The following is a 21,164-nucleotide window of genomic DNA, read 5'->3' as shown; positions in this document are numbered from 1 at the left end:
CCGCCCTCGCGCCCGCCCTTTCGCCGGCCCGGGAGCAACCCCGGAGCCGCCCGTGCCGTCTGGGACAATGGTCATGCCAGGACCGTAAGGAAGGAAGTGCCGTGGCTCAGGCTCAGAGCACCGAGGCCGATTGGGTCTCCCGTTTCGCCGACGAGGTCATTGCCGAAGCGGAGCGCCGTGCCCCCGGCAAACCGATCGTCGTTGCCTCCGGCCTGTCCCCCTCCGGCCCGATCCACCTGGGCAACCTGCGCGAGGTCATGACCCCGCACCTGGTCGCCGACGAGATCCGTCGCCGCGGCCTCGAGGTCCGGCACGTGCTGTCCTGGGACGACTACGACCGCTACCGCAAGGTGCCCAACGGCGTCCCCGGTATCGACGCCTCCTGGGCCGAGCACATCGGCAAGCCCCTGACCTCGGTCCCGGCCCCGGCGGGCTCGGCGTACCCGAACTGGGCCGAGCACTTCAAGGCCGCCATGGTGGCCGCGCTCGCCGAGCTCGGCATCGAGTACGACCCGATCAGCCAGACCGAGCAGTACACCTCCGGTGTCTACCGCGAGCAGATCCTGCACGCGATGAAGCACCGCGGTGACATCGACGCGGTCCTCGACCAGTACCGGACGAAGGACAAGGCGACCGGCAAGCCGAAGAAGCAGCAGCAGAAGCCGGTCGACGAGGCCGAGCTGGAGGCCGCCGAGGGCTCCGGCGCGGCCGCCGAGGACGACGGCAGCGGCTCCGGCGCGGGCTACTTCCCGTACAAGCCCTACTGCGGCGTCTGCGAGCGCGACCTGACCACGGTCACCGCCTACGACGACGAGACCACGGAGCTCGCCTACACCTGTGTGTGCGGCCACTCCGAGACCGTGGCCCTGAGCGAGTTCAACCGCGGCAAGCTGGTCTGGAAGGTCGACTGGCCGATGCGCTGGGCCTACGAGGGCGTGATCTTCGAGCCCTCCGGCGTCGACCACTCCTCGCCCGGCTCCTCCTTCGTCGTCGGCGGCCAGATCGTCCGCAAGGTCTTCGGCGGCGAGCAGCCGATCGGCCCGATGTACGCCTTCGTCGGCATCAGCGGCATGGCCAAGATGTCCTCCTCCAAGGGCGGCGTCCCCACCCCGGGCGACGCGCTGCAGATCATGGAGGCGCCGCTGCTGCGCTGGCTGTACGCGCGCCGCAGGCCCAACCAGTCCTTCAAGATCGCCTTCGACCAGGAGATCCAGCGGCTCTACGACGAGTGGGACAAGCTGGAGGCCAAGGTCGCCGACGGCAGCGTGCTGCCCGCCGACGCCGCCGCGTACGCCCGTGCCGCGCGCACGGCCTCCGGTGAGCTGCCGCGCACCCCGCGCCCGCTGCCCTACCGCACGCTCGCCTCGGTCGTCGACATCACCGCCGGCCACGACGAGCAGACCCTGCGCATCCTCAGCGAACTCGACCCGGAGAACCCGGTCACCTCGCTGGAGGAGACGCGGCCGCGGCTCGACAAGGCCGAGCACTGGATCAACACCCAGGTGCCGGCGGAGTCCCGCACGGTCGTCCGCTCCGAGCCCGACGCCGAGCTGCTCGGCTCGCTGGACGAGCAGGGCCGCGAGTCGCTGCGGCTGCTGCTCGCGGGCCTGGACGAGCACTGGTCGCTGGACGGGCTGACCACGCTCGTCTACGGCGTGCCGAAGGTGCAGGCCGGGCTGGAGCCCGACGCCAAGCCCACGCCGGAGCTGAAGGTCGCCCAGCGCACCTTCTTCGCGCTGCTCTACCACCTGCTGGTCGGCCGTGACACCGGCCCGCGCCTGCCCACGCTGCTGCTGGCCGTGGGCGCGGACCGCGTGCGCAAGCTGCTGTCGGTGTAACACCGCGTACGGACACGACGACGCCGGGCGGGCCCGATTCCTCGGGCCGGCCCGGCGTCGTCGTGCGTGCGGCTACTTCTTGTTCGCGGCCGCGACCGAGGCCACGACCTGCTTCGCCGCGTCCTGGGTGTTCTTCATCAGGTCGCCCGCGTCGGGGTTCTTGGCGCCCTCGAAGCCCGCGCCGGTGTACTTGACGCTGATCACGACGTTGGCGGTGCGGGTCACGACGATCGCGTTGCGGTAGTCGTCGTTGTCCTTGCGGTAGTCGGTGGCGATGCTGTTCGCCTCGTCACCGATCCCGCTGACCTTCTCGGTCTTGGCGTCCTTGGCGCCGTCCTCGGTGGCCGCCTTGGTCGTCCGCTGGCCGACGTACGTCGCGGCGAGCTTCTCGCCCGAGCCGAGCGTCGGGTCCGCCGAGAAGCGCTTGAGCGAGATCGTCAGGCCGCGGTACTGCAGGTCCTTGGGGTCGTCGCCGTTCAGGCCGTTCCAGAAGCAGCTTGCGGAGTCGTTGGGGGCGGTCGCCGGGAGCGCCTCGCCCTCCTTCTTCTTCGCCTTCGGCACCAGGCTGTCGACGGTCTTCTCGTCGACGGACTTGCACACCTCGGGCAGCTTGGCGAACGTCGCCGCCTTCACCGAGGCCGAAGGGCTGGGCGTCACCGAGTGGGACGGCGTCGCCGTCGCCTTCTTGGAACCGGAGTCGCCGCTCGAGCAGCCGGTGGCGACGAGCATCACCGGTACTGCGGCGCAGGCGAGGATTCGGGCGAGTCGCGGGGCTGTTCGGTGCATGGGTCCTTCACTCGGTCGGTGTCGGGGGCGGGTCGTTTGCGGTCCGGGGCGAGCCGTCCGTGGCCGGGTGCCCTGCCCGGCACGGTACGCGGCGGGGGAGCGCCGGTGGCCGAGGCGGGGCGATACTCGCCGGGCTAATTGCCGAAGTGCCCCGCGTCCAGTTCCCGGGCCAGGCCGTGCGCCTTGCCCTGGAGGTCTTCGCTGGTGGGAATGTGCTGCCGGTCGGCCGACCACTGGTCGTAGGCGATGCTCACGAGGATGTTCGCGGACCGGAAGACCACCGCGATGTCCCGGTGCACGCCCGCCGCCGTGCTGACCAGCTTGTCGTCGATGAACGCGTCGTCGCCGAGGTCGTCGAGGACGCGGGGGAGGAAGCGGGGGTCGGCGGAGGGGGAGCCCGGGGCGGAGGGGCTCGTGGAGGCGCCGGGGGAGGGCGATCCGGTGGCCGCGCCGCCCTGCGGGTGCGTGCCCGCGCTCGCGGAGGGCGAGGGCGAGGGCGTCGGAGCGGAGGGGGACGCCGACGCGGAGGGGATCTTCGCGGCGGTCGCCTGGCGCGCGTAGAGCTCCTGCGCCCGCTCCTCGTCGCTGACCCCCGGCTGGTACGACACCACGCGCTCGAAGTCGACCGACAGATGCCGGGTGCCCTCCGGGGTCTCCAGCTTCCAGCGGCAGCCGACGCGGCGGTCGGTGTCGTAGGTGATGGCGGCCTGGCCGCGGTAGAGCTTCTGCAGCTCGGGGTCGCTGTCGTCGTCACCGGCGGGCAGCATGCGGCGCAGGGTGTCCCGGTTCACATAGCCGCAGGGCTCGGGGAGGCTGCGGTATTTGCCGGGTTCCCCGGCCGGGGCCGTCGAGCCGGTGCGGCCGGTCTTCGCGTCGTCGCCCCCGCCGTGGCCGCCGGAGGAGCCGCCGCACGCGGTGACGATCACCGCGAGCAGTGCCGCAGCCAGTGCGGCGGCCGGTGCGTACGCCCTTCGCTGCACTGTCCGTGGCTCCCTTCGCCCTGCGGCTTGTCGCCCTGGCCCGTCGCGCTCACGCGGGTGCTCGCGCGAAAACGGGTTGCCGCCGGGAAGGCGGCGGCTGGAAGGTATGTCTACCGCACGTACCGCCCGGTCTGCCGGTTCCCTGTCGTGAATCGTCAGATTTGTCCGGCTTTTGCGTTATCTTGCTTTTACGGGGTTATGAGGAAAACGATGTCCTACACCGAGGTACCCGGCGTCCGTGTACCGATCCGCATGTGGGCCGACCCGGCCACGGTCGAGGGCGTTGCCATGCAGCAACTCCGCAACGTCTCCACCCTGCCCTGGATCGAGGGCCTCGCGGTGATGCCGGACGTCCACTTCGGCAAGGGCGCCACGGTCGGCTCGGTGATCGCGATGCGGGGCGCGGTGTGCCCGGCGGCGGTCGGCGTGGACATCGGCTGCGGCATGTCGGCGGTCCGTACGTCCCTGACGGCGAACGACCTCCCGGCGGACCTGTCCCGGCTGCGCTCGAAGATCGAGGCGGCGATCCCGGTGGGCCGGGGGATGCACGACGACCCGGTGGACCCGGGCCGGCTGCACGGCGTGCCGACGGCGGGGTGGGCGGACTTCTGGGGGCGGTTCGACGGAGTGGCCGAGGCGGTCAAGTTCCGTCAGGACCGCGCGGTGAAGCAGATGGGAACGCTCGGCGGCGGTAACCACTTCATCGAATTCTGTCTCGACGAGTCGGGTTCGGTCTGGCTGATGCTGCACTCCGGCTCCCGGAACATCGGCAAGGAGCTCGCCGAGCACCACATCGGCCAGGCCCGGAAGCTGCCGCACAACCAGGACCTGATCGACCGCGACCTCGCCGTCTTCGTCTCCGACACCCCGCAGATGGCGGCCTACCGGCACGACCTCTTCTGGGCCCAGGAGTACGCGAAGCACAACCGTGAGCTCATGATGGCGCTCTACCAGGACGTGGTCCGCAAGGAGTTCGTGAAGGCGAAGCCGACCTTCGAGCCCGTGATCTCCTGCCACCACAACTATGTGGCCGAGGAGACCTACGACGGCAAGGAGCTGCTGGTCACCCGAAAGGGAGCGATCCGCGCGGGCGACGGCGACTACGGCATCATCCCGGGCTCGATGGGCACCGGCTCGTACATCGTGCGCGGGCTCGGCAACGCGGCGTCCTTCAACTCCGCCTCCCACGGCGCGGGTCGCAAGATGAGCCGCAACGCGGCGAAGAAGCGCTTCTCCACCCAGGACCTGGAGGAGCAGACGCGGGGCGTGGAGTGCCGCAAGGACTCCGGCGTCGTGGACGAGATCCCGGGCGCCTACAAACCGATCGAGAAGGTCATCGAGCAGCAGAAGGACCTGGTCGAGGTCGTCGCGAAGCTCAAGCAGGTCGTCTGCGTCAAGGGCTGAGGCCCGTGGCCCGTGGCCCGCGGGGCGCGTCACGCGTCCTGCGGGTACCAGCGCAGTTCCACCGTGTTGCCGTCCGGGTCGAGGACGTAGAGGGACTCCGCGTTGCCGCGGGCGCCGTAGCGCTTGCCCGGTCCGTCGACGACGGTGAAGGTGCCCGCGTCGATCACCGTCTGCCAGTCCAGCGGCTCGACGACCAGGCAGATGTGGTCGACGTTGGACTCGCCGCGGGCGCGGTCGACCAGGTCGATGATGGTCGTGGGGGAGACGCGCACGGAGGGGAAGGACACCTTCCCCGCGCGCCACTCCTCGACGCGGACGGGCTCCAGGCCGAGCGGGCCGCAGTAGAAGGCGAGGGCCCGCTCGACGTCGGAGACGTTCAGGACGAGGTGGTCGAAGCCGGTGACACGCATGGGAGTTCCTTTCGCACAGGCCGTCCCCCGTGGCGGCCGCTGTGCCGAAGGTAGCTCCCGATGATCTTCCTTGTCATCGGTCTCCGGTCCTGCGTCGCAGGTCCCGGGCCCGCTCAGCCCTCGCGGTGCACCTTGTGGTTGGCGGCCTGCGCCCGCGGGCGCACGACCAGCAGGTCGATGTTCACGTGCGAGGGGCGGGTGACCGCCCAGGTGATGGTGTCCGCCACGTCCTCGGCCGTCAGCGGCTCGGCGACCCCGGCGTAGACCGCGGCGGCCTTCTCCTCGTCGCCGCGGAAGCGGGTGACGGCGAACCCGTCCGTCTTCACCATGCCCGGGGCGATCTCGACGACCCGCACGGGCTGCCCGCACAGCTCCAGGCGCAGCGTCTCGGCGATGACGTGCGCGCCGTGCTTGGCCGCGACATAGCCGCCGCCGCCCTCGTAGGTGCCGAGCCCGGCGGTGGAGGAGACGATCAGCACGGTGCCGTCGCCGCTCTGCACGAGGCGGGGGAGCAGCGCCTGGGTCAGGTTGAGCACGCCGAGCACGTTGACCTCGTACATCGTGCGCCACTCCGCGGGGTCGGCGGTGGCGACGGGGTCGGCGCCGAGCGCGCCGCCGGCGTTGTTGACCAGGACGTCGACGGAGCCGTCCAGCTGGTCGGCGAAGGCCAGGACGGCCGCACGGTCGGTGACGTCGAGCTCGTGGGCGACGGCCTCGTGGCCGGCCGCGGTGAGCTCGGCCGCCAGGGCCTCGATGCGGTCCTTGCGGCGGGCGGTGAGGACGACGCGGTGGCCCGCGGCGGCCAGCTGCCGGGCGGTGGCGGCACCGATGCCGCTGCTCGCGCCGGTGATGACAGCGGTGCGGGTGGTCATGGTGGGCCTCCTGGGGTGCCTGCGTGCGGGATCCGCTCGCAGGATATGCGGGCGCCGTTCGAGCAGCTGTCCGGGCCCGGTGCGCGGGCGGCGTCAGCGGCCGCGCGGCGCGTACATGATGATCGCGACCCCGGCGAGGCAGACCAGCGCCCCGGCCACGTCGTAGCGGTCGGGGCGGTAGCCGTCCGCGACCATGCCCCAGGCGAGGGACCCGGCGACGAAGACCCCGCCGTACGCGGCGAGGATGCGGCCGAACTCGGCGTCCGGCTGGAGCGTGGCGACGAAGCCGTACGCACCGAGGGCGATCACTCCGGCGCCGATCCACGCCCAGCCCCTGTGCTCCCGCACGCCCTGCCAGACGAGCCAGGCGCCGCCGATCTCCAGGAGCGCGGCGACGAGGAAGAGGGCGATGGAGCGGAAGGTGAGCATGGGAGGCACGCTACGTGCCGGGCGGGGCCGTGAGCGCGACGGCCGGAGCCGACCGGTGGTCCCGCCCTCCCCTGGCGGGGGCACCGGCCGGCCTGTCTACGACCTCGGGGCGACGGCAGGGCGGGAGGCGTCCGGCGCGTCCGGGGGAGACGGCGGCCGGGGGCCGGGGCCACGGGCCCACCCTAGAGCGGAGAGGGGCCCTCCGGAAGGCGGCCGGGCGGTCGGCCGTGACCGGTGGGTGAGGTCTCGGCCATCGGCGGGTACAGACCCTTGGAGAGTCAATCACCGATCGCCGCACCCGAAGGCCTGCTCCAGCTATTTTCATACCTTCGGGAGCCCGGAACGCGTTCCGGCCCTTGCGCGGTGGCGGTGGCCCGTATCTTCGTAGCAGCTGCCCCGGACCTTGGTGGCGACGGTGTGCAAGGCCCTGTTTCCCTGCCGCTGTCTCATGCCGTCCACGCAGGGGGAGCACTCGTGACCGAGTGGCAGAGCGCGTCGCATATCCGTGTGGTGGGCCGGTGGGGCGTGCTGCGGCTGACCGGTGAGCTCGACATCGAGTCGGTGCCGGAGGTCGAGCGGCTGCTGGTGCGGCTGCTCGCGCTGGAGAAGCCCGTCGTGGTGATGGATCTGCGCGAGGTGACGTTCTTCGACTGCGCGATCCTGGGCGTGATGTGCCGGGCCCGCACCGGAGTGCTCGCGGCGGGCGGCCGGTTCGCGGTGCTGTGCACCCGGCCGTGGGCGCTGAAGGTCATGCGGCTGGCCGATCTGCTGGAGGTCTTCGCACCGGTCGCCTCGCTGACGGATTTGGCCGATCTCGACGCCCTCGACGGCAGCCCCGACCGGGGCTCCCGGGCGTAGGGTGAAACCGACAGGCCGCCCGTTCCGGGTGGCGTGTGGGGGTTCGGCCCGGGAAGCGGGTGGCATCTGTGGCTACCAGCGCGGGCATGGCCCGCGTGCTGCGCGACATGTCCGCACGCTCGGGCCCCGGACTGATCGGCGGGAACCCGCTGGAGTGCGCCCGGGTCTTGGGCGTGGACGGGGTCGCGGTCTCCCTCGCCACGGCCGGGTCGCTGAGCGAGCTGGTGTGGTCCTCCCCGGGTGTCAGCGAGCGCCTTGAGGACGAGCAGTACACGCTCGGCGAGGGGCCGGGGGTGGATGCCCTGGGCTCCTGTGCGGTGGTCGTCGAGCCGGATCTGGGGCGGGTCCGCCCCGACCGGTGGCCCGCGCTGCTCCCGGCACTGACGGGGCTCGGGGTGGACGCCCTCTTCTGCTTCCCCCTGCGGATCGGCGGCGCGTGCCTGGGCGTGCTGACCGCGCAGCGGACCGGGGTGGGCCCGCTGACGGGGGCCGCCATGGATGACGCCCTGATCCTCGCCGCGGCGGTGACCGCGGTGGTGCTGGACGGCGGGGAGCACGCCGCGGCGTTCGCCTCCGCCGAGTCCGCCGCGCAGCTGCACCGGGCCGTCGTCCACCAGGCCAGCGGGATGATCAGCGTCCAGGCGCGGGTGACCGTCGCCCAGGCCCTGGTGCTGCTGCGCGCCCACGCCTATCGGCACGAGCTCCCCCTGATGGGGGTCGCGGAGGAAGTCGTGGCCCGCCGATTGCACTTCCGACACACTGACGACGGGCCGGACCCGTCTTTCGAGAAAAGGGGATGATGGCCATGGCTAGCCAGCAACGCACGCTGGAGATCCTGGTCGAGGCCGTCGATTCGCTGATCGACGACTTCGATCTGATCGACTTCCTGCACCGGCTCGCCGCCCGGTGCGTCGAACTGCTCGACATCGAGGCCGTCGGCGTGATGATCGTGAACCCCTATGGCGAGTTGCAGGTCATCGCCGCCTCGGACGAGCACACCCGGCTGCTGGAGCTGTTCGCCCTGCAGCACGACCAGGGCCCGTGCGTGGAGTGCTACCGCACCGGGCAGGCGCAGCTGGACATCGATCTGTCGTCCTCCCGGGCGACGTCGGATTTCGGGCCGTTCGCGGCCCGTGCCCGCGCGGCGGGTTTCCGTACGACGCACGCCATTCCCATGCGGCTGCGGCATCAGGTCATCGGTGCGCTGAACCTCTTCGACTCCCGTGGCGGGCGGATCTCCGAGCCCGATGTCCAGCTGGCCCAGGCACTGGCGGACGTGGCCACGATCGCCATCCTGCAGCAGCGCACGATCGAGCAGGGCAACATCGACAAGGCGCAGTTGCAGGCCGCGCTCCACAGCCGGGTGGTGATCGAGCAGGCCAAGGGCGTGCTGGCCGAGCGCTGGCAGGTGGGTCTTGACGAGGCCTTCGAGAGCCTGCGCAGCTACGCCCGCCCGCGGCAGCTGCGGCTGGCGGATCTCGCGCAGGAGGTGGTGCAGGGCAGCTTGGACACCGACCTGCTCGCACCGCGCTGACCGCCGTACGGGGCCGGGCGGGCCGGGGCGGTCAGGGCCAGACCAGGCAGTACGGCTGGTGGCCGTTCTCGTGCAGGCGGTGGGAGAAGTCCTGCCACTCGCGGAGCAGCTGGTAGACGGTGAACGCGTCCCGCGGGCCGCCGCGGTCGGGGACGGTGGACCAGATGAAGGCGGCGGCGCCCACCGATTCCTCGCCGATCCCGCGCAGCGGGTCGACGACGGTCATGGGGAGCTTGACGACGGCGTAGTCGGGGTGGAGGACGACCAGTTCGAGCGGGGGGACCTTGTGCAGGGGTATGCCCTCGATGCCGGTGAGGACCATCGCGGCCATCGTCTCCGGCTTGATCTTGGTGAACATGCCGCCCATGCCGAGCTCGTCACCGCCGAGCTCCTCGGGGCGCATGGAGATGGGGACGTTGGCCGCGGCGGCGCTGTTGGGCGCCCCGAAGTACTTGTAGGTCACCCCCACCCGGCCACCACTCCTGCTGCTTGCCACGCCGTCTTCTTCGCGGCGGCCCCTGTGACGCCCCCTGCGGGACCTCTGGGCTCGCTCGGGCCCCAGGTCATCGGTGCCCTCGCCCAGTCCGCCACCGCGATGCATATCTCCACCCGACCGCTTTTTTACGCAGCACAGCCCCCGCCGCGCAACCCGATCATCGTCTCAGAGACCTCCCCCGTGAACGGCGTGTGAAACGCCCGAAGACGACTCGGTGCGCGGCTCTGAGACCATGGCTAGCGTGAGCTACCCATATGAAGCCCCAGCTTCACCGAACTGGGGTAGTTAGGGTACCGTCCCTGTGTGACCCACACCACTGAAGCTGGGCACCCGGAGCACGTTGCAGCCGCGCTCCGGGTAGCAGCAGGGTATACCCGTCAGTCGAAGAAGAAATCCGACAAGTCGGAAGCCAGTCCGCAGACGCAGGACAGGGCCACGGAAAAGAAGGCCCGGGACCGCGGGTGTAAATTCGCGGGCCATTATCGCGATATCGGCGTTTCCGGCTACGACCCGAACGCGAAGCGCAAGAACTTCGAGCGGCTTCTGAATGATTGCCGCGCCCGCAAGATCCAAGAAATCATCGTCTTCAACGTCACCCGGTTCTCTCGTCGGGAGCCGAAAGACGCAATCCCCGTAGTCCTTGAGCTTTTCTCGCTCGGGGTCACGATCACCTCTGTTTCGGAGGGGTCGTTCTCGCCGGACAACACGATGGAACTCATCATGTTGATCATGCGGCTCGATGCGGCGCATCAGGACAGTAAGAACAAGAGTGAGTCAATCGCTGGCGCCAAGCGTGTAGCCAAGCAACTGGGCGGGTGGGCGGGAGGGGCACTTCCCTACGGGATGGAGAGCTACCCTGTGTCCGAGAGGAGGATGGTGGACGGCAAGGAGGTCGTCGTCACTATCCGCCTACTCCGTCCAGTCCCTGCAAGCGAGGACGGAACGGACCAGGGCAGCGTAATTCTCCGCATGGTGGATCGCATCTTCGAATTCAAGGACAAGCCTTGGATGGGGAAGAAGAGTGCGCATCCCGCTTCGGTAGGCGCTATCGTCACTTGGCTGAACGTGAATCAGGTGCCGAGCCAAAATGGCGGTGCGTGGCGCAAGCCCACCGTGAAGCGTGTCCTCTCCGATCCTCGTCTCGCGGGATTCGCAGCCGATCCGGTGTATCGAAAGGACAGGGACGGAAACCCCACCCGAACGATTGAGGGCTACAAGATTCTTCGGGATGCGACCGGCGAGCCCATTTCAATCGGGAAAGCACTCATCCCTCCTCCTCGGTGGTTCGAGCTCCAAGTGTGGCTGGACGGACGCGAAGGCGTGAAGGGGGTGACCTGGAGTGCGTCGTACCTTTTGACGGCCATGGACAAGCTCAAGTGCGAGTGCGACCGCCCTTTGACCGGCTCGCCGGGCATCTACAAGTGCAGCCGGGCGTCCGGTGTGGTGGAAGCCGGCAAGCATGAGGGCGGGCTCACCATCAACCAGGCGGAGGTGGACGAGTACGTGGCACGCCGGATCATGGCCGTCCTCATGACCGCGGAGGACAAGCCGGAGACTCTCGCCATCATCGCGGAAGCCACTCTCAGGCTGGCGAAGCTCAGAGAGCGGCCCGAGATGAGCGGTGAACGCGCCGCACTCACCGGGGAACGCGCAGAGATCACCGACTCCATCACCCGTCTCTACGATGACCTCAACTCGGGCATCTACGAGGGCAAGATCGGTAGGGCCCGCTTCCTGGCCGACAAGGAGTCGCTGGAGAGCCGCCTCGCAGCGATCGAGCGTCGGATCGATGACGTGGGCGGACCAGAGGTGCCCGCGCTTCCGATCGAGGAGTGGACCTACACCGAAGATCCGAATGGTGACCCGTTGGGAGAGGGCTCCTGGTGGAAGAACGCCACCGTCGCCGACCGGCGAATGTTGGTCGGGCTGTTCGTGGACGAAGTCCGCGTGAGTAAGGCGGCAGGCAGGGGCGGTAGTCGCCGTACTTGTCGGGTGGAGGAGCGCGTGAAGCTTCTGATGGCAGGGCAGCAGCAGGCAGCGGAGACCGCTGCTGCGTAAGGCACGTAGAAAGCCCCGAGGGGGACACCTCCTCGGGGCTTTCGCTTGGTCGTACAGTGCTCTATCCAGATGCCGCTTCGTGCCAGGGGCCAAGAACCTTGATGACCGGCTTTCGGTACGACACCCGCGTGCCGCTCCTCGTGGTGCATGTGACGAGTTCCATGCCGAGTTCCGCCAATGCTCGGCGGCCGATGCGCTCAATGGCCGCCGTCACGCTTTGTATGGACTCGGCGAGCTTCCAACTCGTCGATCTGTAGAAGAAGAAGCCGAGAGCCGCGTCATCAGCCAGGCGGAACGTGATCGCCGAGTTCGGCTGGGGTCCGCGGAATTCCATCGCTGCGGCTTTCCGCTCAGCAAAGGTCGGCGGGCAACCGCATGGCGTGCCTCGCCTGTCTGTGGGGCTCAGAAACTCGGCACCGTCACAGTGGTGCACGAGCTGAGAGCTCTTCCACAGCCGCATTTCGGAGGACACGGCGGTCGGGGTATCCACGACGATCATTACCTTGTCCGTGTCGGTGAGGATCTCAAGACAATCCCCGCCATCGGTCCTCCGCCTCTCGGGTTGTCCTCCCATCAGCCGGGATACCGCCTTGGCTATGTCCGGTTCGCTGGTTGTGACGCACCAACTCGGGAGCGAGACAGGAAGGTTGTCCACGATGTGGCCGGAGCGGAGGTGGCCTGCGAGGTCGTCAGGCACTGAACACCTCACGGGCGATCTTGCGGTTGGTGGCGAGGTCTTGGGCGATTCCGGCGGCGATGAGGGTGGCGCCGGGGGTGTGGCCGGAGCCGAGGTAGCGCCAGTGGGTGTCGGTGATCGCGTCTGGGGTGTCGGGGAGTTGGAGTCCGGCGTGGTGGTGGTCGGCTCGTTCGGTGCGCAGGGCTGTGTAGGTGGTGGAGTAGGCGCGGGATTTGGTGAGGATGTGGCCGCGGTAGCCGAGGGTGTGGGCCCAGGAGCGGAGCCGGAGGGGTGCGTACTCGGGCAGGCCGCCGAGGTGCCAGCAGGTCCGCATAAGCGCCTGGACGTGCGGGGTGGCGGGGACGGCCGCGATGTCGTCCCAGGTCAGGAGGCGGTGGTCGGTGCCGGCTGCGGTGTCGCTGGCGCCCTTCGTGACGTACTTGGCGACGTAGGCGGCGACCGCGTCGTCGGCGAGGCCGAGGGTGTTGTCGGTGGCGCGCAGGGGGCGGGCGTCGAGTTCGGTGCCCCAGCGGAGGGCGTGTTCCCCGGCGGCCGGGCTGTACGGGCTGCGAACCACGACGGAGCGGGCCGCAGCACGCACCGCCGTGATGAGGAGGTCGGCGGAGGCCGAGGGCGGGGGCGGGGTTCCGGGGCCGTGCGGGCCGTCGAGGCGTACGACGGCGTGGACGTGGACGGCGGCGCGTTTCTGGTACTCGGCGACCTTGGCGAAGGAGAGCCGGGCGTGGTCGGGGAAGCGGGACTGCGCGAGCCCTGCGGCGGTGGCGAGGTGGCGGCGGACGGCGCGGGTGAAGCGGTCCCAGAGTTGTCCGGCGTTGGCGTGCCACAGGACGTGGGCGGGGTAGTCGTAGCAGCCGGGACAGAGCGGCTGGCCGATGAGCCGGTCACCGGTGGCGTGGATGGCCGGGCAGCCGAGGGGGCGCCCGTGGTCGCATTCGCCTGCGTCGCGCCGGGGTCGGCAGCGCTTCCCGTCGGCGGCTCCATGGACGGGGCCGAAGGAGGGGGCGGTGAGGGTGACGAAGAGCCGGGGGTGCTCACGGACCTTGTCGGGGACGGTTTTGCCGCCGGTGAGTCCAGCTTGGACGAGGTGGTAGGTGTCTCCGGCGTGGAGGCGGGAGCACGGGGCGCAGACGGAGGAGCGGCGGTTGCGGCAGCGGACGAGGAGCCGTTCGCCGGGCTCGTTGCGGGTGTCGTAGTGGTGGAGGATCTCGCCCGTGGCCGCGTCGCGGGTGGTGGTGCGTCCGGTGAGGTGGATCGGGTGGGCGCAGCCGCCGGTGGTGGTGATCTGCTCCAGCCAGCGGCCGAATTGGGGGTCCTGGGCGAGTCTGATGGCGTCTTGGTCGGTTTCGGTGAGCTGACGCAGGCGCGCCGCGCGGTCGAGGGCGGCGCGCCGGTCAGCCGGGGTGGTTACGGCGGTGATGGTGGTGATCTCCCGGGGTGAGCCGCTCTGACAGCGGCGCGGTTGGTGGCTGGTGGTCCGGGGTCGTCCATGGGGTCGTCCTCTCGATGCGGGGGTGGAGTCTGGGTTCAGCGGGTGGTGCCGGTGCCGCGGCAGCAGCGGCAGCGACGCCACCGGCCGGTGTAGGTCTTGATCCGTCGTTCGCCCTTGCAGATCGGGCAGCGCACGGGGCGCATGGGCATGCTGGCCTGCCTTTTCAGTGGGTGTGGGTGAAGCCGGACAGGCACCAGGTCATGAAGCTGTTGATCGTGAAGATCACCGGGGTCTGGCCCAGGTAGACGCCGAACAGGCCGATCAGTACGGCCTGCCACCAGCGCACATCGCGGGAGTTGACCAGGAGGGCGGTCATGATCCCGAGCACCACCACCAGCGGGAGAACGGCTGTGTCCTTCACGTGGCTTCACCCACTCCGGCCATCAGCAGCGCCCGCCGCACGCCCAGGAGTTCCGGGGTGAGGTGCATGCAGGCCGCGGCGATCTTGCGGGCGTCCTCGACGGTGGTCAGGTGGGAGCGGGCCCGGCCCCAGCCGCCGTCGGCACCGGTGCACACTGCCACTCCCTTCTCCTCCGAGGTGATCGACTGCGCGACGGTCACGGCGTCCTTGTTGAGATCGCCGAGGGTCATTTCGGCGGTGCCGGGGTCGTTGACGCGGTGGCAGATGCGGCCGGAGAGCTGGGCGCGCAGGGCGGTGACGCCGGGGCCGAGATCGGAGCCGACCCGCTGCCCGGCCACGACCAGGTGAAGGCCGAGGGCTGCACCGAGCTGGGCGATGCGCAGGAGGTGGACGGAGCACTTCTCCGCCTCCGCCTTGGACTCCCTGGTGCCGTCCGAGAGATAGAGCTCTGCCAGCTCATCGACGAGGACGACGACGGGCACGGGGCGGAGCTTGTCGGGCAGCTCCCAGATCGAGCGGACCCCTTCGAACCGGCAGATCTCCATCCGTACCTGCATCTCGGCAACGAGCGCGCCGAGCACTGCCACGGCTTCCTTCCGGCAGGTGGTGAGGGCGGAGAGGCGAGGCTCGAACAGACCGAGCTCCATACCGCCCTTGCAGTCGATCCCGACCAGAGCGACCGGCTGCGGGGCAAGCTTCACCACCAGCCGCGCCAGGAGCGTGGACTTCCCCGACTGCGTTGCGCCGACGATCAGCCAGTGCGGGACTTGCCGGAGGTTCATCACCCACGCCCCGCCGCTCTCCAGGATCCCGATCAGCGCCGACAGCAACACGGCGGGCGCGTGCGCCAGGCCGGGCCGTTGGAGTGGGTCACCGGCCGTCGCGACCAGCGAGACCCGTCCTCGTTCGGGGGAGGTGACGCGTACGGCGTGGACGCGCCAGGCGTGGGCCAGGGCATCCGCCGCCGCGATGAACGGCCCCGGCGTCTGACCGGGGTGCAACCGCACTTCCACGCTCAAGCCGGCACGGGTCGCCCGGGGGAACGAGATCCGCGGCGCGACCGGGCGCAGGGCCTCACCCTTGACGACGAGGTCGCCGACGAGGCCGCGGGAGGGGCGGGGCGAGACGGCGAGGTCGTTGAGCTGGGCGACCTTGCGCCAGGTCCGCACGACCCGCACGGCGGTGGCGGGGTAGCCGGTGAGGTACCAGAACCACACCGGGTGCCGCTCCCGCACATGGGCGCCGGCGACGACGGCCCAGGCGAGGGCCGCGAGTAAGAACGCGAGCGTGATGGGTCCCATCAGGCACCACCCGCCCTCGAAGCAGCAGCGGCCGGAGCAGCTACCGGTGCGGGGGTGATGGCGGCGGCGCGGAAGCTGATGCCGTGCCGGTCGCCCATGGCCCAGGAGAACGCCTCCAGGCCCGTCACCCGCACCTCACCGCCCTCGACGACGCCTTTCGGCTCGCCGGTGACGGAGATTTCGATGACCGAGATCCGGCGGCCTTCCTGCCGGACCGTGACGGCCACGGTGTAGACCGTGTTGCCCTCCTTGTCCTTCTTGACTTCCTTGGTCCCGAAGCCGGTGAGCTTCGGTTCCGGCGCGACAGCGCACCGCAGTACGCCGAGCCGGGAGACATCAACAGGGATTGACTGCATGGGGTGTTGGCCTCCTTGGCCAATCAGACGTCAGCATCACACTGACGTCACTCGTGCTGACGAGTGACGACTATGCACCTATCGCGCCAACCGCGCAAGCACTTATGCTGACGAGTGACGTAAGACCAACGACCCGTTCACGCAAAGGGAGTTCGACAGTGGGAGAGATCCAGCGACCCGGCGCCCTGTACCAGCAGGTCGCCGCCGAGATCCGCAACGCCATCACCGCGGGCGAGATCCCGCCCGGCGCACCCGTCCCCTCCGAGTCCCAGCTCATGGACCGCTACGGAGTCTCCCGCCCCACCGTGCGCAACGCCGTCGCCGCACTCAGGTCCGAGGGGCTGATCGAGGTCATCCACGGCAAGGGCAGCTACGTCCGCGCCCTGCCCGCACCGGTCAACACCATCAACCGAGCCGTGACCAGCACCGGCCGCACGTTCAGCATGCTCGGGGACGAGGTGTGGGAGCCGGTCGAGGAACCGGCCGCCTACCGCACCACCACCGCAGTCACCGGCCCCCAACTCGGCCTGGAGGAAGGGGAAGCACTCTTCGCCTGCGACTGGCTGCTCGCCGACCCCAAGACCGGCACACGCCTCATGCACCGCGTACTGATCCCGTTCGCCACGGCCGAGGGCACGGGGCTGGGCGAGGCCCCGGACAGCCAGCCAACCGACATCTACGCGGCCCTCGCCAAGGCCGGGCACAAGCTGTGGTGGTCAGAGACCGTCGGCGCCCGCATCCCCAGGCCCGACGAACGCGCCACCCTCCAGCTCACCGACGCCACCGCCGTCCTCCACACCACCCGCACCACCCACGGCACCAACGACCAGCCGCTGCTCCTCGAAGAGCTCCGCGTCAGCGCCGACCGCGCCCAACTCACCTACCGCATCACGCCCGACAAAGCCCCGGCCAGCCGCCGCGCCCGCGCCTGAGACCGGCGATCGGTCGAAACCTTCTTCACTTACTCAAGGGCGCGCCTGCGGCGCGCCGGGCGGCCGGGCCGCCCCGGACCGGGCTGCGGCCTGACGGCCGGTCCCGGCCGGGCGCCCCACCGCCCGCACCGAGCGCGACTTGGCAGTGCGGAAGGCGACCTGCAGAAGAGCCTGGGGCGAAGCCGGCCAGCGTCCAGCCGCGCCAAGGCCGTCGAGCGGGCGCGGCATCGTTCACGGCACAAATTGCGTGGCCGGGCCGGGTGGGTGGTTGCTGGAGGCACACGCGCGCCTGATCGTCCGGCCGCCCCGCCATCGTGGCTGTCTTTCCGTGGCCGAGGTCCAAACTTGGCCACCATCGCAGCACCCTCCAACATCCACGACTAGAAATCCGGTGAGTAGGGGCCAGAGTGAAGCACGGGTATGAGGTGCAGCATCGGTTGTGGTGGGTTCTGACCTGCGGATTGCATTGAGTTCGGCCCCCGGCATTCGTGGCAAGGGTGTCCGCCCGGCCATGACGGGTTGGGAGATTACGCCAAAAATAGGCTCTCGTGATGGTATTTCCGGCACGTCAGGCGACTCCGGCCTGACGACCCGCCGTCGGTTTGCGTCGAATCCTGCTGGCCGAAAGCCCACATCCCGGCCGAGGTCCGAAAACGTTCTGCCGAGCATTCGTCACCTGGTGTGAGGATCGCTCCATTCGGTCGGTAGACGGTCACCGGGGAACGGAGACGATCACGATGGCAGTCACATTCGCTGATGCCCTGCAGGCTTCGCACGGTCCGGGCCTGGCGGTGCAGATGTTCACGCAGATGGTGACCAAGCAGACCAACATGGACACCAAGACGCTTCAGGAAAACGACAAGTTCAAGGACGAGTTGCCGACCGACCAGAAGCACGTCGTCGACGACGGCCTGGCGGCGCTCGACCAGATCAACACGCACCTCGGCAAGGCGCGGGGCCACGCGAATGACTGGAACACGGATCCCAACTTGCTGCAGGGCATGATCGGGACCAACGAGAACATCTACGGTCACGGTGACCTCATCAGCGCGGCCCTGAGTGAGTTGCCCGCCGCGCTGCAGAAGGCCAAGGAGAGCGGCGGCGACCAGCAGAAGCGCAGGGCCCTGAAGGAAGCTCAGGATCAGCTGCAGACGATCGAGGAGGACGTCGAGTCCTACCTGGAGGCCGTGGAGAAGCTCGTCAAGCGGTTGGGGACCTTCCAGGCCGACGTCGAGGAGGACTACCGGGCCTTCGACGGGGACAACACCAAGGTCGTCGCACTCCTCAACGGCGACACGGGACTCCTCAACACGATCTCCAGCGAGATCGACTCCCTGCACTCGGCCATCGCGAAAGACAACGCGATGATCGCCGGTGGCGCGATCATGGTCGTTGCTGGTGTCGTGGCCGGCGTTGTCGGCGGCATCCTCATCGCGACCGGGGTGGGCACGGGGATCGGACTCACCGTGATCGCCGGCGGAGTCCTCGTCGGGGGCGGCGGCGTGGCGATGACCACCGTCGCGGGCATCGACCTCAAGAAGAAGCAGGGCGAGCTGGCCTCGGCGGAGACAGAGTTGCATGTCCTGCACGCGTGCGTGACGTCCTTCAACTCCGCCAAGTCGGTTCTCGGTCAGCTCAAGACCGCGGCACAAAACGCGGCAACTGGAGCTGGTCAGCTGCACGCCGCGTGGCTCGGGCAGCAGGAGGCCCTGAAGCAGGAGCGGCACGACATCGAATCGGCGCTCAAGGCGGGTGGCTCTCAGATCGACCTCGCGTTGACCAAGGCCATCGACTTCACCAAGGCCGCCCTGAAGGAATGGGCGGTGGTGCAGACCAACGCGGACAACATCAGGACCGCGCTGACCGGTCTCACGGACGAGCCGAAGACGCACATCCCGAGTGTGGAGCTCCAGGCGGCCTGACCGCTCCCCTGGGGAGGGACCAGCTGCGGACCCTCCCCAGGCCGTACGGTCCCGCTCTTTCTCTTCTCCAGGAAGTACCTACATGCCCCAGACGCCGAAGATCTCTCCACCTGTGCAGTCCGCCCTCCTGGGCTCACATGCTCCCGCGCTCGCCGTGCAGAGCCTGATTGGGTGCATTGAGCTGACCTATCCCCTGCAGTTCGAGGACCTGAAGGACCTTCCCCAGGTCCGGACGGAGCTGGAAAAGCTCGACCAATTAGTGGCCGACGAAGCCGTGACGGCGCTGAGCGGTATCGCCACGCACACCCAAGCCGCTCAGCGGCATGGGCGATCCTGGCGGAACCGTCTTCTCCAGCAGTTCCTGAGTACGGCCTCCGACGTCCACGGATACGCCGATCTATTCGGTGTGGCGGCCGAAGAGGCCATCCAGCAGCTCAAAGCCGCAGGTTCCGATACAAGTAAGCAGCGCAAGGCGTTGAGCGATGCCCGTAATCAACTGTCCATATTGCGGGACGACGTGGGCGAAAGCCGGAAGGGCCCTGCCCGCGATCTGCGCACTGACCTCACGAACTTCGCCGTACTGGTCAACGGGGACAGCGCCGCCTTCGACACCGACCGGCAGACCGCTGAGAAGGCCATCACCGGCCAGGGCGGCATCATCGAGAAGCTCAAAGGGCGCCTCGACGTGCTCGGCCGGCAGCTGGCGGACGACCTCGCGAAGATCGCCCAAGGCGTCATCGAGGTAGGGGAGGGCATCGTCCTGATCGTGATCGGCGGCATCTTCACCATCGCCGACAAATCGGACGCCGGGATCGGGTTCATCGACGCAGGTATCGGCCGGCTGAAGGACCACAGCGGGCACACGGTGAGCGATGTCGACCTCAACAAGGAGAAGAGCGAATTGCTCAATCTCCAGGAGAGCCTGTCCGTGCTCCAAGCCTCCATCGCCTCTTTCAGCGCGGCCCAGCAGGCAGTGGCCACCTTCGCCAGCAGCAACCACAACAGTGTCACTGGAGCCGACGGCCTTGTCGGCATGTGGGACGCCCACGGTGACGCTCTGGACGCACAGATACAGGCGATCGACGCCCCGCATGCCGATCCGGCCCAGCTCGTCAAGGACGTGGGCACATTCTTCGCCGCCGCACTCAACGACTGGCAGGCGGGGCAGAAGACCGCGAAGTTCGTCCTGGACGGCCTGGAGGGCATCCAGGACAACGTCGACACCACCCGCGTCGACCGGCAAGGAGCCGCATGAACCAGACACCTCTGCTGGCCACATTCGACGCCGCGATCGCCACCACGCAGAAGGCCCTGCACGCCTACCTCTGGGACGTCAGCACCGTTGGCGGCAGCCAGGCGGCGAGTGCCATGAACGACGACGTCCGGTGCGTGAGCAGCTACCTGTGCAATCTGACGCAGTGGATCAAGGATGCCTGCGGGAATCTGCGGGCGACGCCGTTCGCCGATCTTCTCGACCGGAAGGATGTCGACGGGCTCAAGCAGCACATCCAGCCGGTGCTGCGCGATTTCGACGACGCTAAGGACAACACGAAGATCAGGCTGCTGCACAGCTACATCGGGCAGTTCGGCGACGAGAGGGCTGCCCTGAGCGGCGAGACCCCGCGCGACAGGTTCAAGGGCGATTGGCAGGCGTGCGTCACGGCGGCCGAGACCGCCGCCGCCGCACTGACCCCGCTGTACACCGGGATGTACGGCATGGGCGCCGCCGCGAAGGAGGCCCTGCACCTGGCGGGGATGCCGTCCGGCCACGCCGGGGCGCTCAACGAGTGGAAGCGGACGATGGATTATGCGACGAAGCTCGTGGGGCAGGCGGCCTGAAGCGGGCCGGGGTAACCAGGGCGGGTCCAATCTGATTGGGGTGCCCAGGTCCACCACGCACCATTCAGTCGGCACCTGGGCCTGAACAACGCCTAGCGGCAATACCAGTGATGTAGGGGCAAGTTCAGCCACCTGACCTGCGGAGACGTTGCCCTGTGGCGGACTTGGCAGTCGTAGAGTCACTGGTATTGTCCCTAGGCCCACCATGACGAAGGCCCACAGAACACCGCTCAGCTCGCCTTCCTGAACCGCGCCACCACCCGCGTCACCTCCGCCGCCGCAGCCGTCGACAATTCCACCCGCACCACTCCCGAGCCGTCCGCCGCCGAGCCCGCCCGCAGCCGCACCCCGGACGCCTCCACGCCCGCTGACATCAGCGCCTGACCGAGCTCTGCCGCCGCGTCACGCGCCGCAGCCCAGCCCGTCACGTAGTCCACCCCGCGCACCCACAGCGCCGCGTCCGGGTCGAACTCCTCAGCCCCGAACTCCACGTCACCGATCTCGAACGCCTCATCACCCGGCCCGAACATCAACTCTCCACCCCTCAAAGAATCTTGTCTGATCCTGGATCTTGTGGGGCGTCGCACGAACGCACGACGAGA

General features: G+C 69.1%; 22 protein-coding genes. 10 read left to right on the top strand and 12 right to left on the bottom strand.

Going from position 1 to position 21,164, the window contains the following annotated elements; translation table 11 throughout:
• The first annotated feature begins 101 nt into the window (after positions 1 to 101).
• A complete protein-coding gene (gene lysS / locus ABD269_RS09010; RefSeq protein ID WP_344117247.1) occupies positions 102 to 1,838 on the top strand; it encodes a lysine--tRNA ligase in 1,737 nt (578 codons plus the stop codon).
• A 72-nt stretch (positions 1,839 to 1,910) separates the two neighbouring features.
• Here lysS and ABD269_RS09005 read toward each other — a convergent pair whose 3' ends face one another.
• Positions 1,911 to 2,624 carry a hypothetical protein gene (locus ABD269_RS09005; RefSeq protein ID WP_344117246.1) on the bottom strand — a complete coding sequence of 238 codons (714 nt, stop codon included), beginning with the start codon at positions 2,622 to 2,624 and terminating at the stop codon, positions 1,911 to 1,913.
• 134 nt (positions 2,625 to 2,758) lie between these two features.
• The gene (locus ABD269_RS09000; protein WP_344117245.1) at positions 2,759 to 3,604 is read right to left on the bottom strand and encodes a hypothetical protein; all 846 of its coding nucleotides are present in this window, start codon (positions 3,602 to 3,604) and stop codon (positions 2,759 to 2,761) included.
• Positions 3,605 to 3,814: 210 nt separating this feature from the next.
• Here ABD269_RS09000 and ABD269_RS08995 point away from each other — a divergent pair, with 210 nt between their 5' ends.
• Positions 3,815 to 5,008, top strand: coding sequence for an RtcB family protein (locus tag ABD269_RS08995; RefSeq protein ID WP_301886534.1), 1,194 nt, complete (start codon positions 3,815 to 3,817; stop codon positions 5,006 to 5,008).
• A gap of 29 nt (positions 5,009 to 5,037) precedes the next feature.
• Here ABD269_RS08995 and ABD269_RS08990 read toward each other — a convergent pair whose 3' ends face one another.
• The 3 genes from ABD269_RS08990 to ABD269_RS08980 all read right to left on the bottom strand — a co-directional run bounded on the left by ABD269_RS08990 (position 5,038) and on the right by ABD269_RS08980 (position 6,719).
• Positions 5,038 to 5,418, bottom strand: coding sequence for a VOC family protein (locus tag ABD269_RS08990; protein ID WP_344117244.1), 381 nt, complete (start codon positions 5,416 to 5,418; stop codon positions 5,038 to 5,040).
• Positions 5,419 to 5,531: 113 nt separating this feature from the next.
• Positions 5,532 to 6,290 carry an SDR family NAD(P)-dependent oxidoreductase gene (locus tag ABD269_RS08985; protein ID WP_301886536.1) on the bottom strand — a complete coding sequence of 253 codons (759 nt, stop codon included), beginning with the start codon at positions 6,288 to 6,290 and terminating at the stop codon, positions 5,532 to 5,534.
• Positions 6,291 to 6,383: 93 nt separating this feature from the next.
• Entirely contained in the window at positions 6,384 to 6,719 is a 336-nt protein-coding gene (locus ABD269_RS08980; RefSeq protein WP_116212635.1) for a YnfA family protein, read from the bottom strand.
• A 474-nt stretch (positions 6,720 to 7,193) separates the two neighbouring features.
• Between ABD269_RS08980 and ABD269_RS08975 the strand changes: the two genes are divergently transcribed.
• The 3 genes from ABD269_RS08975 to ABD269_RS08965 all read left to right on the top strand — a co-directional run bounded on the left by ABD269_RS08975 (position 7,194) and on the right by ABD269_RS08965 (position 9,111).
• Positions 7,194 to 7,577 (top strand): STAS domain-containing protein, encoded by a 384-nt coding sequence (locus ABD269_RS08975; protein ID WP_344117243.1) that lies wholly within the window; start codon positions 7,194 to 7,196, stop codon positions 7,575 to 7,577.
• A 68-nt stretch (positions 7,578 to 7,645) separates the two neighbouring features.
• On the top strand, positions 7,646 to 8,377 hold the full coding sequence (locus tag ABD269_RS08970) for an ANTAR domain-containing protein (protein ID WP_344117242.1): 732 nt from the start codon (positions 7,646 to 7,648) through the stop codon (positions 8,375 to 8,377).
• Positions 8,378 to 8,382: 5 nt separating this feature from the next.
• On the top strand, positions 8,383 to 9,111 hold the full coding sequence (locus ABD269_RS08965) for a GAF and ANTAR domain-containing protein (protein ID WP_344117241.1): 729 nt from the start codon (positions 8,383 to 8,385) through the stop codon (positions 9,109 to 9,111).
• A gap of 31 nt (positions 9,112 to 9,142) precedes the next feature.
• Here ABD269_RS08965 and ABD269_RS08960 read toward each other — a convergent pair whose 3' ends face one another.
• Positions 9,143 to 9,712, bottom strand: coding sequence for a hypothetical protein (locus ABD269_RS08960; protein ID WP_344117240.1), 570 nt, complete (start codon positions 9,710 to 9,712; stop codon positions 9,143 to 9,145).
• A gap of 198 nt (positions 9,713 to 9,910) precedes the next feature.
• Here ABD269_RS08960 and ABD269_RS08955 point away from each other — a divergent pair, with 198 nt between their 5' ends.
• Positions 9,911 to 11,665: a recombinase family protein gene (locus ABD269_RS08955; protein WP_344117239.1), complete on the top strand. Its 1,755-nt coding sequence runs from the start codon at positions 9,911 to 9,913 to the stop codon at positions 11,663 to 11,665.
• A gap of 61 nt (positions 11,666 to 11,726) precedes the next feature.
• Here ABD269_RS08955 and ABD269_RS08950 read toward each other — a convergent pair whose 3' ends face one another.
• The 5 genes from ABD269_RS08950 to ABD269_RS08930 form a co-directional block, all read right to left on the bottom strand.
• Positions 11,727 to 12,362 carry a recombination directionality factor gene (locus tag ABD269_RS08950; protein WP_344117238.1) on the bottom strand — a complete coding sequence of 212 codons (636 nt, stop codon included), beginning with the start codon at positions 12,360 to 12,362 and terminating at the stop codon, positions 11,727 to 11,729.
• Positions 12,355 to 13,722 carry a replication initiator gene (locus ABD269_RS08945; protein WP_344117278.1) on the bottom strand — a complete coding sequence of 456 codons (1,368 nt, stop codon included), beginning with the start codon at positions 13,720 to 13,722 and terminating at the stop codon, positions 12,355 to 12,357. Before ABD269_RS08945 ends, ABD269_RS08950 begins: the two co-directional genes overlap by 8 nt.
• A gap of 292 nt (positions 13,723 to 14,014) precedes the next feature.
• A complete protein-coding gene (locus tag ABD269_RS08940) occupies positions 14,015 to 14,212 on the bottom strand; it encodes a hypothetical protein (protein WP_344117280.1) in 198 nt (65 codons plus the stop codon).
• Positions 14,209 to 15,513 carry an FtsK/SpoIIIE domain-containing protein gene (locus ABD269_RS08935; protein WP_344117236.1) on the bottom strand — a complete coding sequence of 435 codons (1,305 nt, stop codon included), beginning with the start codon at positions 15,511 to 15,513 and terminating at the stop codon, positions 14,209 to 14,211. Before ABD269_RS08935 ends, ABD269_RS08940 begins: the two co-directional genes overlap by 4 nt.
• Positions 15,513 to 15,869 (bottom strand): SCO3933 family regulatory protein, encoded by a 357-nt coding sequence (locus tag ABD269_RS08930; protein ID WP_344117235.1) that lies wholly within the window; start codon positions 15,867 to 15,869, stop codon positions 15,513 to 15,515. The genes ABD269_RS08935 and ABD269_RS08930 overlap by 1 nt, the downstream gene beginning before the upstream one ends.
• Positions 15,870 to 16,027: 158 nt before the next feature.
• On the opposite strand from ABD269_RS08930, the gene ABD269_RS08925 reads away from it, so the two are divergent.
• The 4 genes from ABD269_RS08925 (at position 16,028) to ABD269_RS08910 (ending at position 20,562) form a co-directional block, all read left to right on the top strand.
• Entirely contained in the window at positions 16,028 to 16,801 is a 774-nt protein-coding gene (locus tag ABD269_RS08925; protein WP_344117234.1) for a GntR family transcriptional regulator, read from the top strand.
• Between the two features lie 737 nt (positions 16,802 to 17,538).
• Positions 17,539 to 18,723: an HBL/NHE enterotoxin family protein gene (locus ABD269_RS08920; protein WP_344117233.1), complete on the top strand. Its 1,185-nt coding sequence runs from the start codon at positions 17,539 to 17,541 to the stop codon at positions 18,721 to 18,723.
• 82 nt (positions 18,724 to 18,805) lie between these two features.
• A complete protein-coding gene (locus ABD269_RS08915; RefSeq protein ID WP_344117232.1) occupies positions 18,806 to 19,978 on the top strand; it encodes an HBL/NHE enterotoxin family protein in 1,173 nt (390 codons plus the stop codon).
• The gene (locus tag ABD269_RS08910) at positions 19,975 to 20,562 is read left to right on the top strand and encodes a hypothetical protein (protein WP_344117231.1); all 588 of its coding nucleotides are present in this window, start codon (positions 19,975 to 19,977) and stop codon (positions 20,560 to 20,562) included. Before ABD269_RS08915 ends, ABD269_RS08910 begins: the two co-directional genes overlap by 4 nt.
• 230 nt (positions 20,563 to 20,792) lie before the next feature.
• Here ABD269_RS08910 and ABD269_RS08905 read toward each other — a convergent pair whose 3' ends face one another.
• Positions 20,793 to 21,092 carry a hypothetical protein gene (locus ABD269_RS08905; protein ID WP_344117230.1) on the bottom strand — a complete coding sequence of 100 codons (300 nt, stop codon included), beginning with the start codon at positions 21,090 to 21,092 and terminating at the stop codon, positions 20,793 to 20,795.
• Between the last annotated feature and the right edge of the window lie 72 nt (positions 21,093 to 21,164).

Source organism: Streptomyces blastmyceticus (assembly GCF_039521185.1).
Lineage (GTDB): Bacteria > Actinomycetota > Actinomycetes > Streptomycetales > Streptomycetaceae > Streptomyces > Streptomyces blastmyceticus.
Note: the sequence above shows the minus strand (reverse complement) of the source record. Positions and strands in the feature narration are given on the sequence as shown.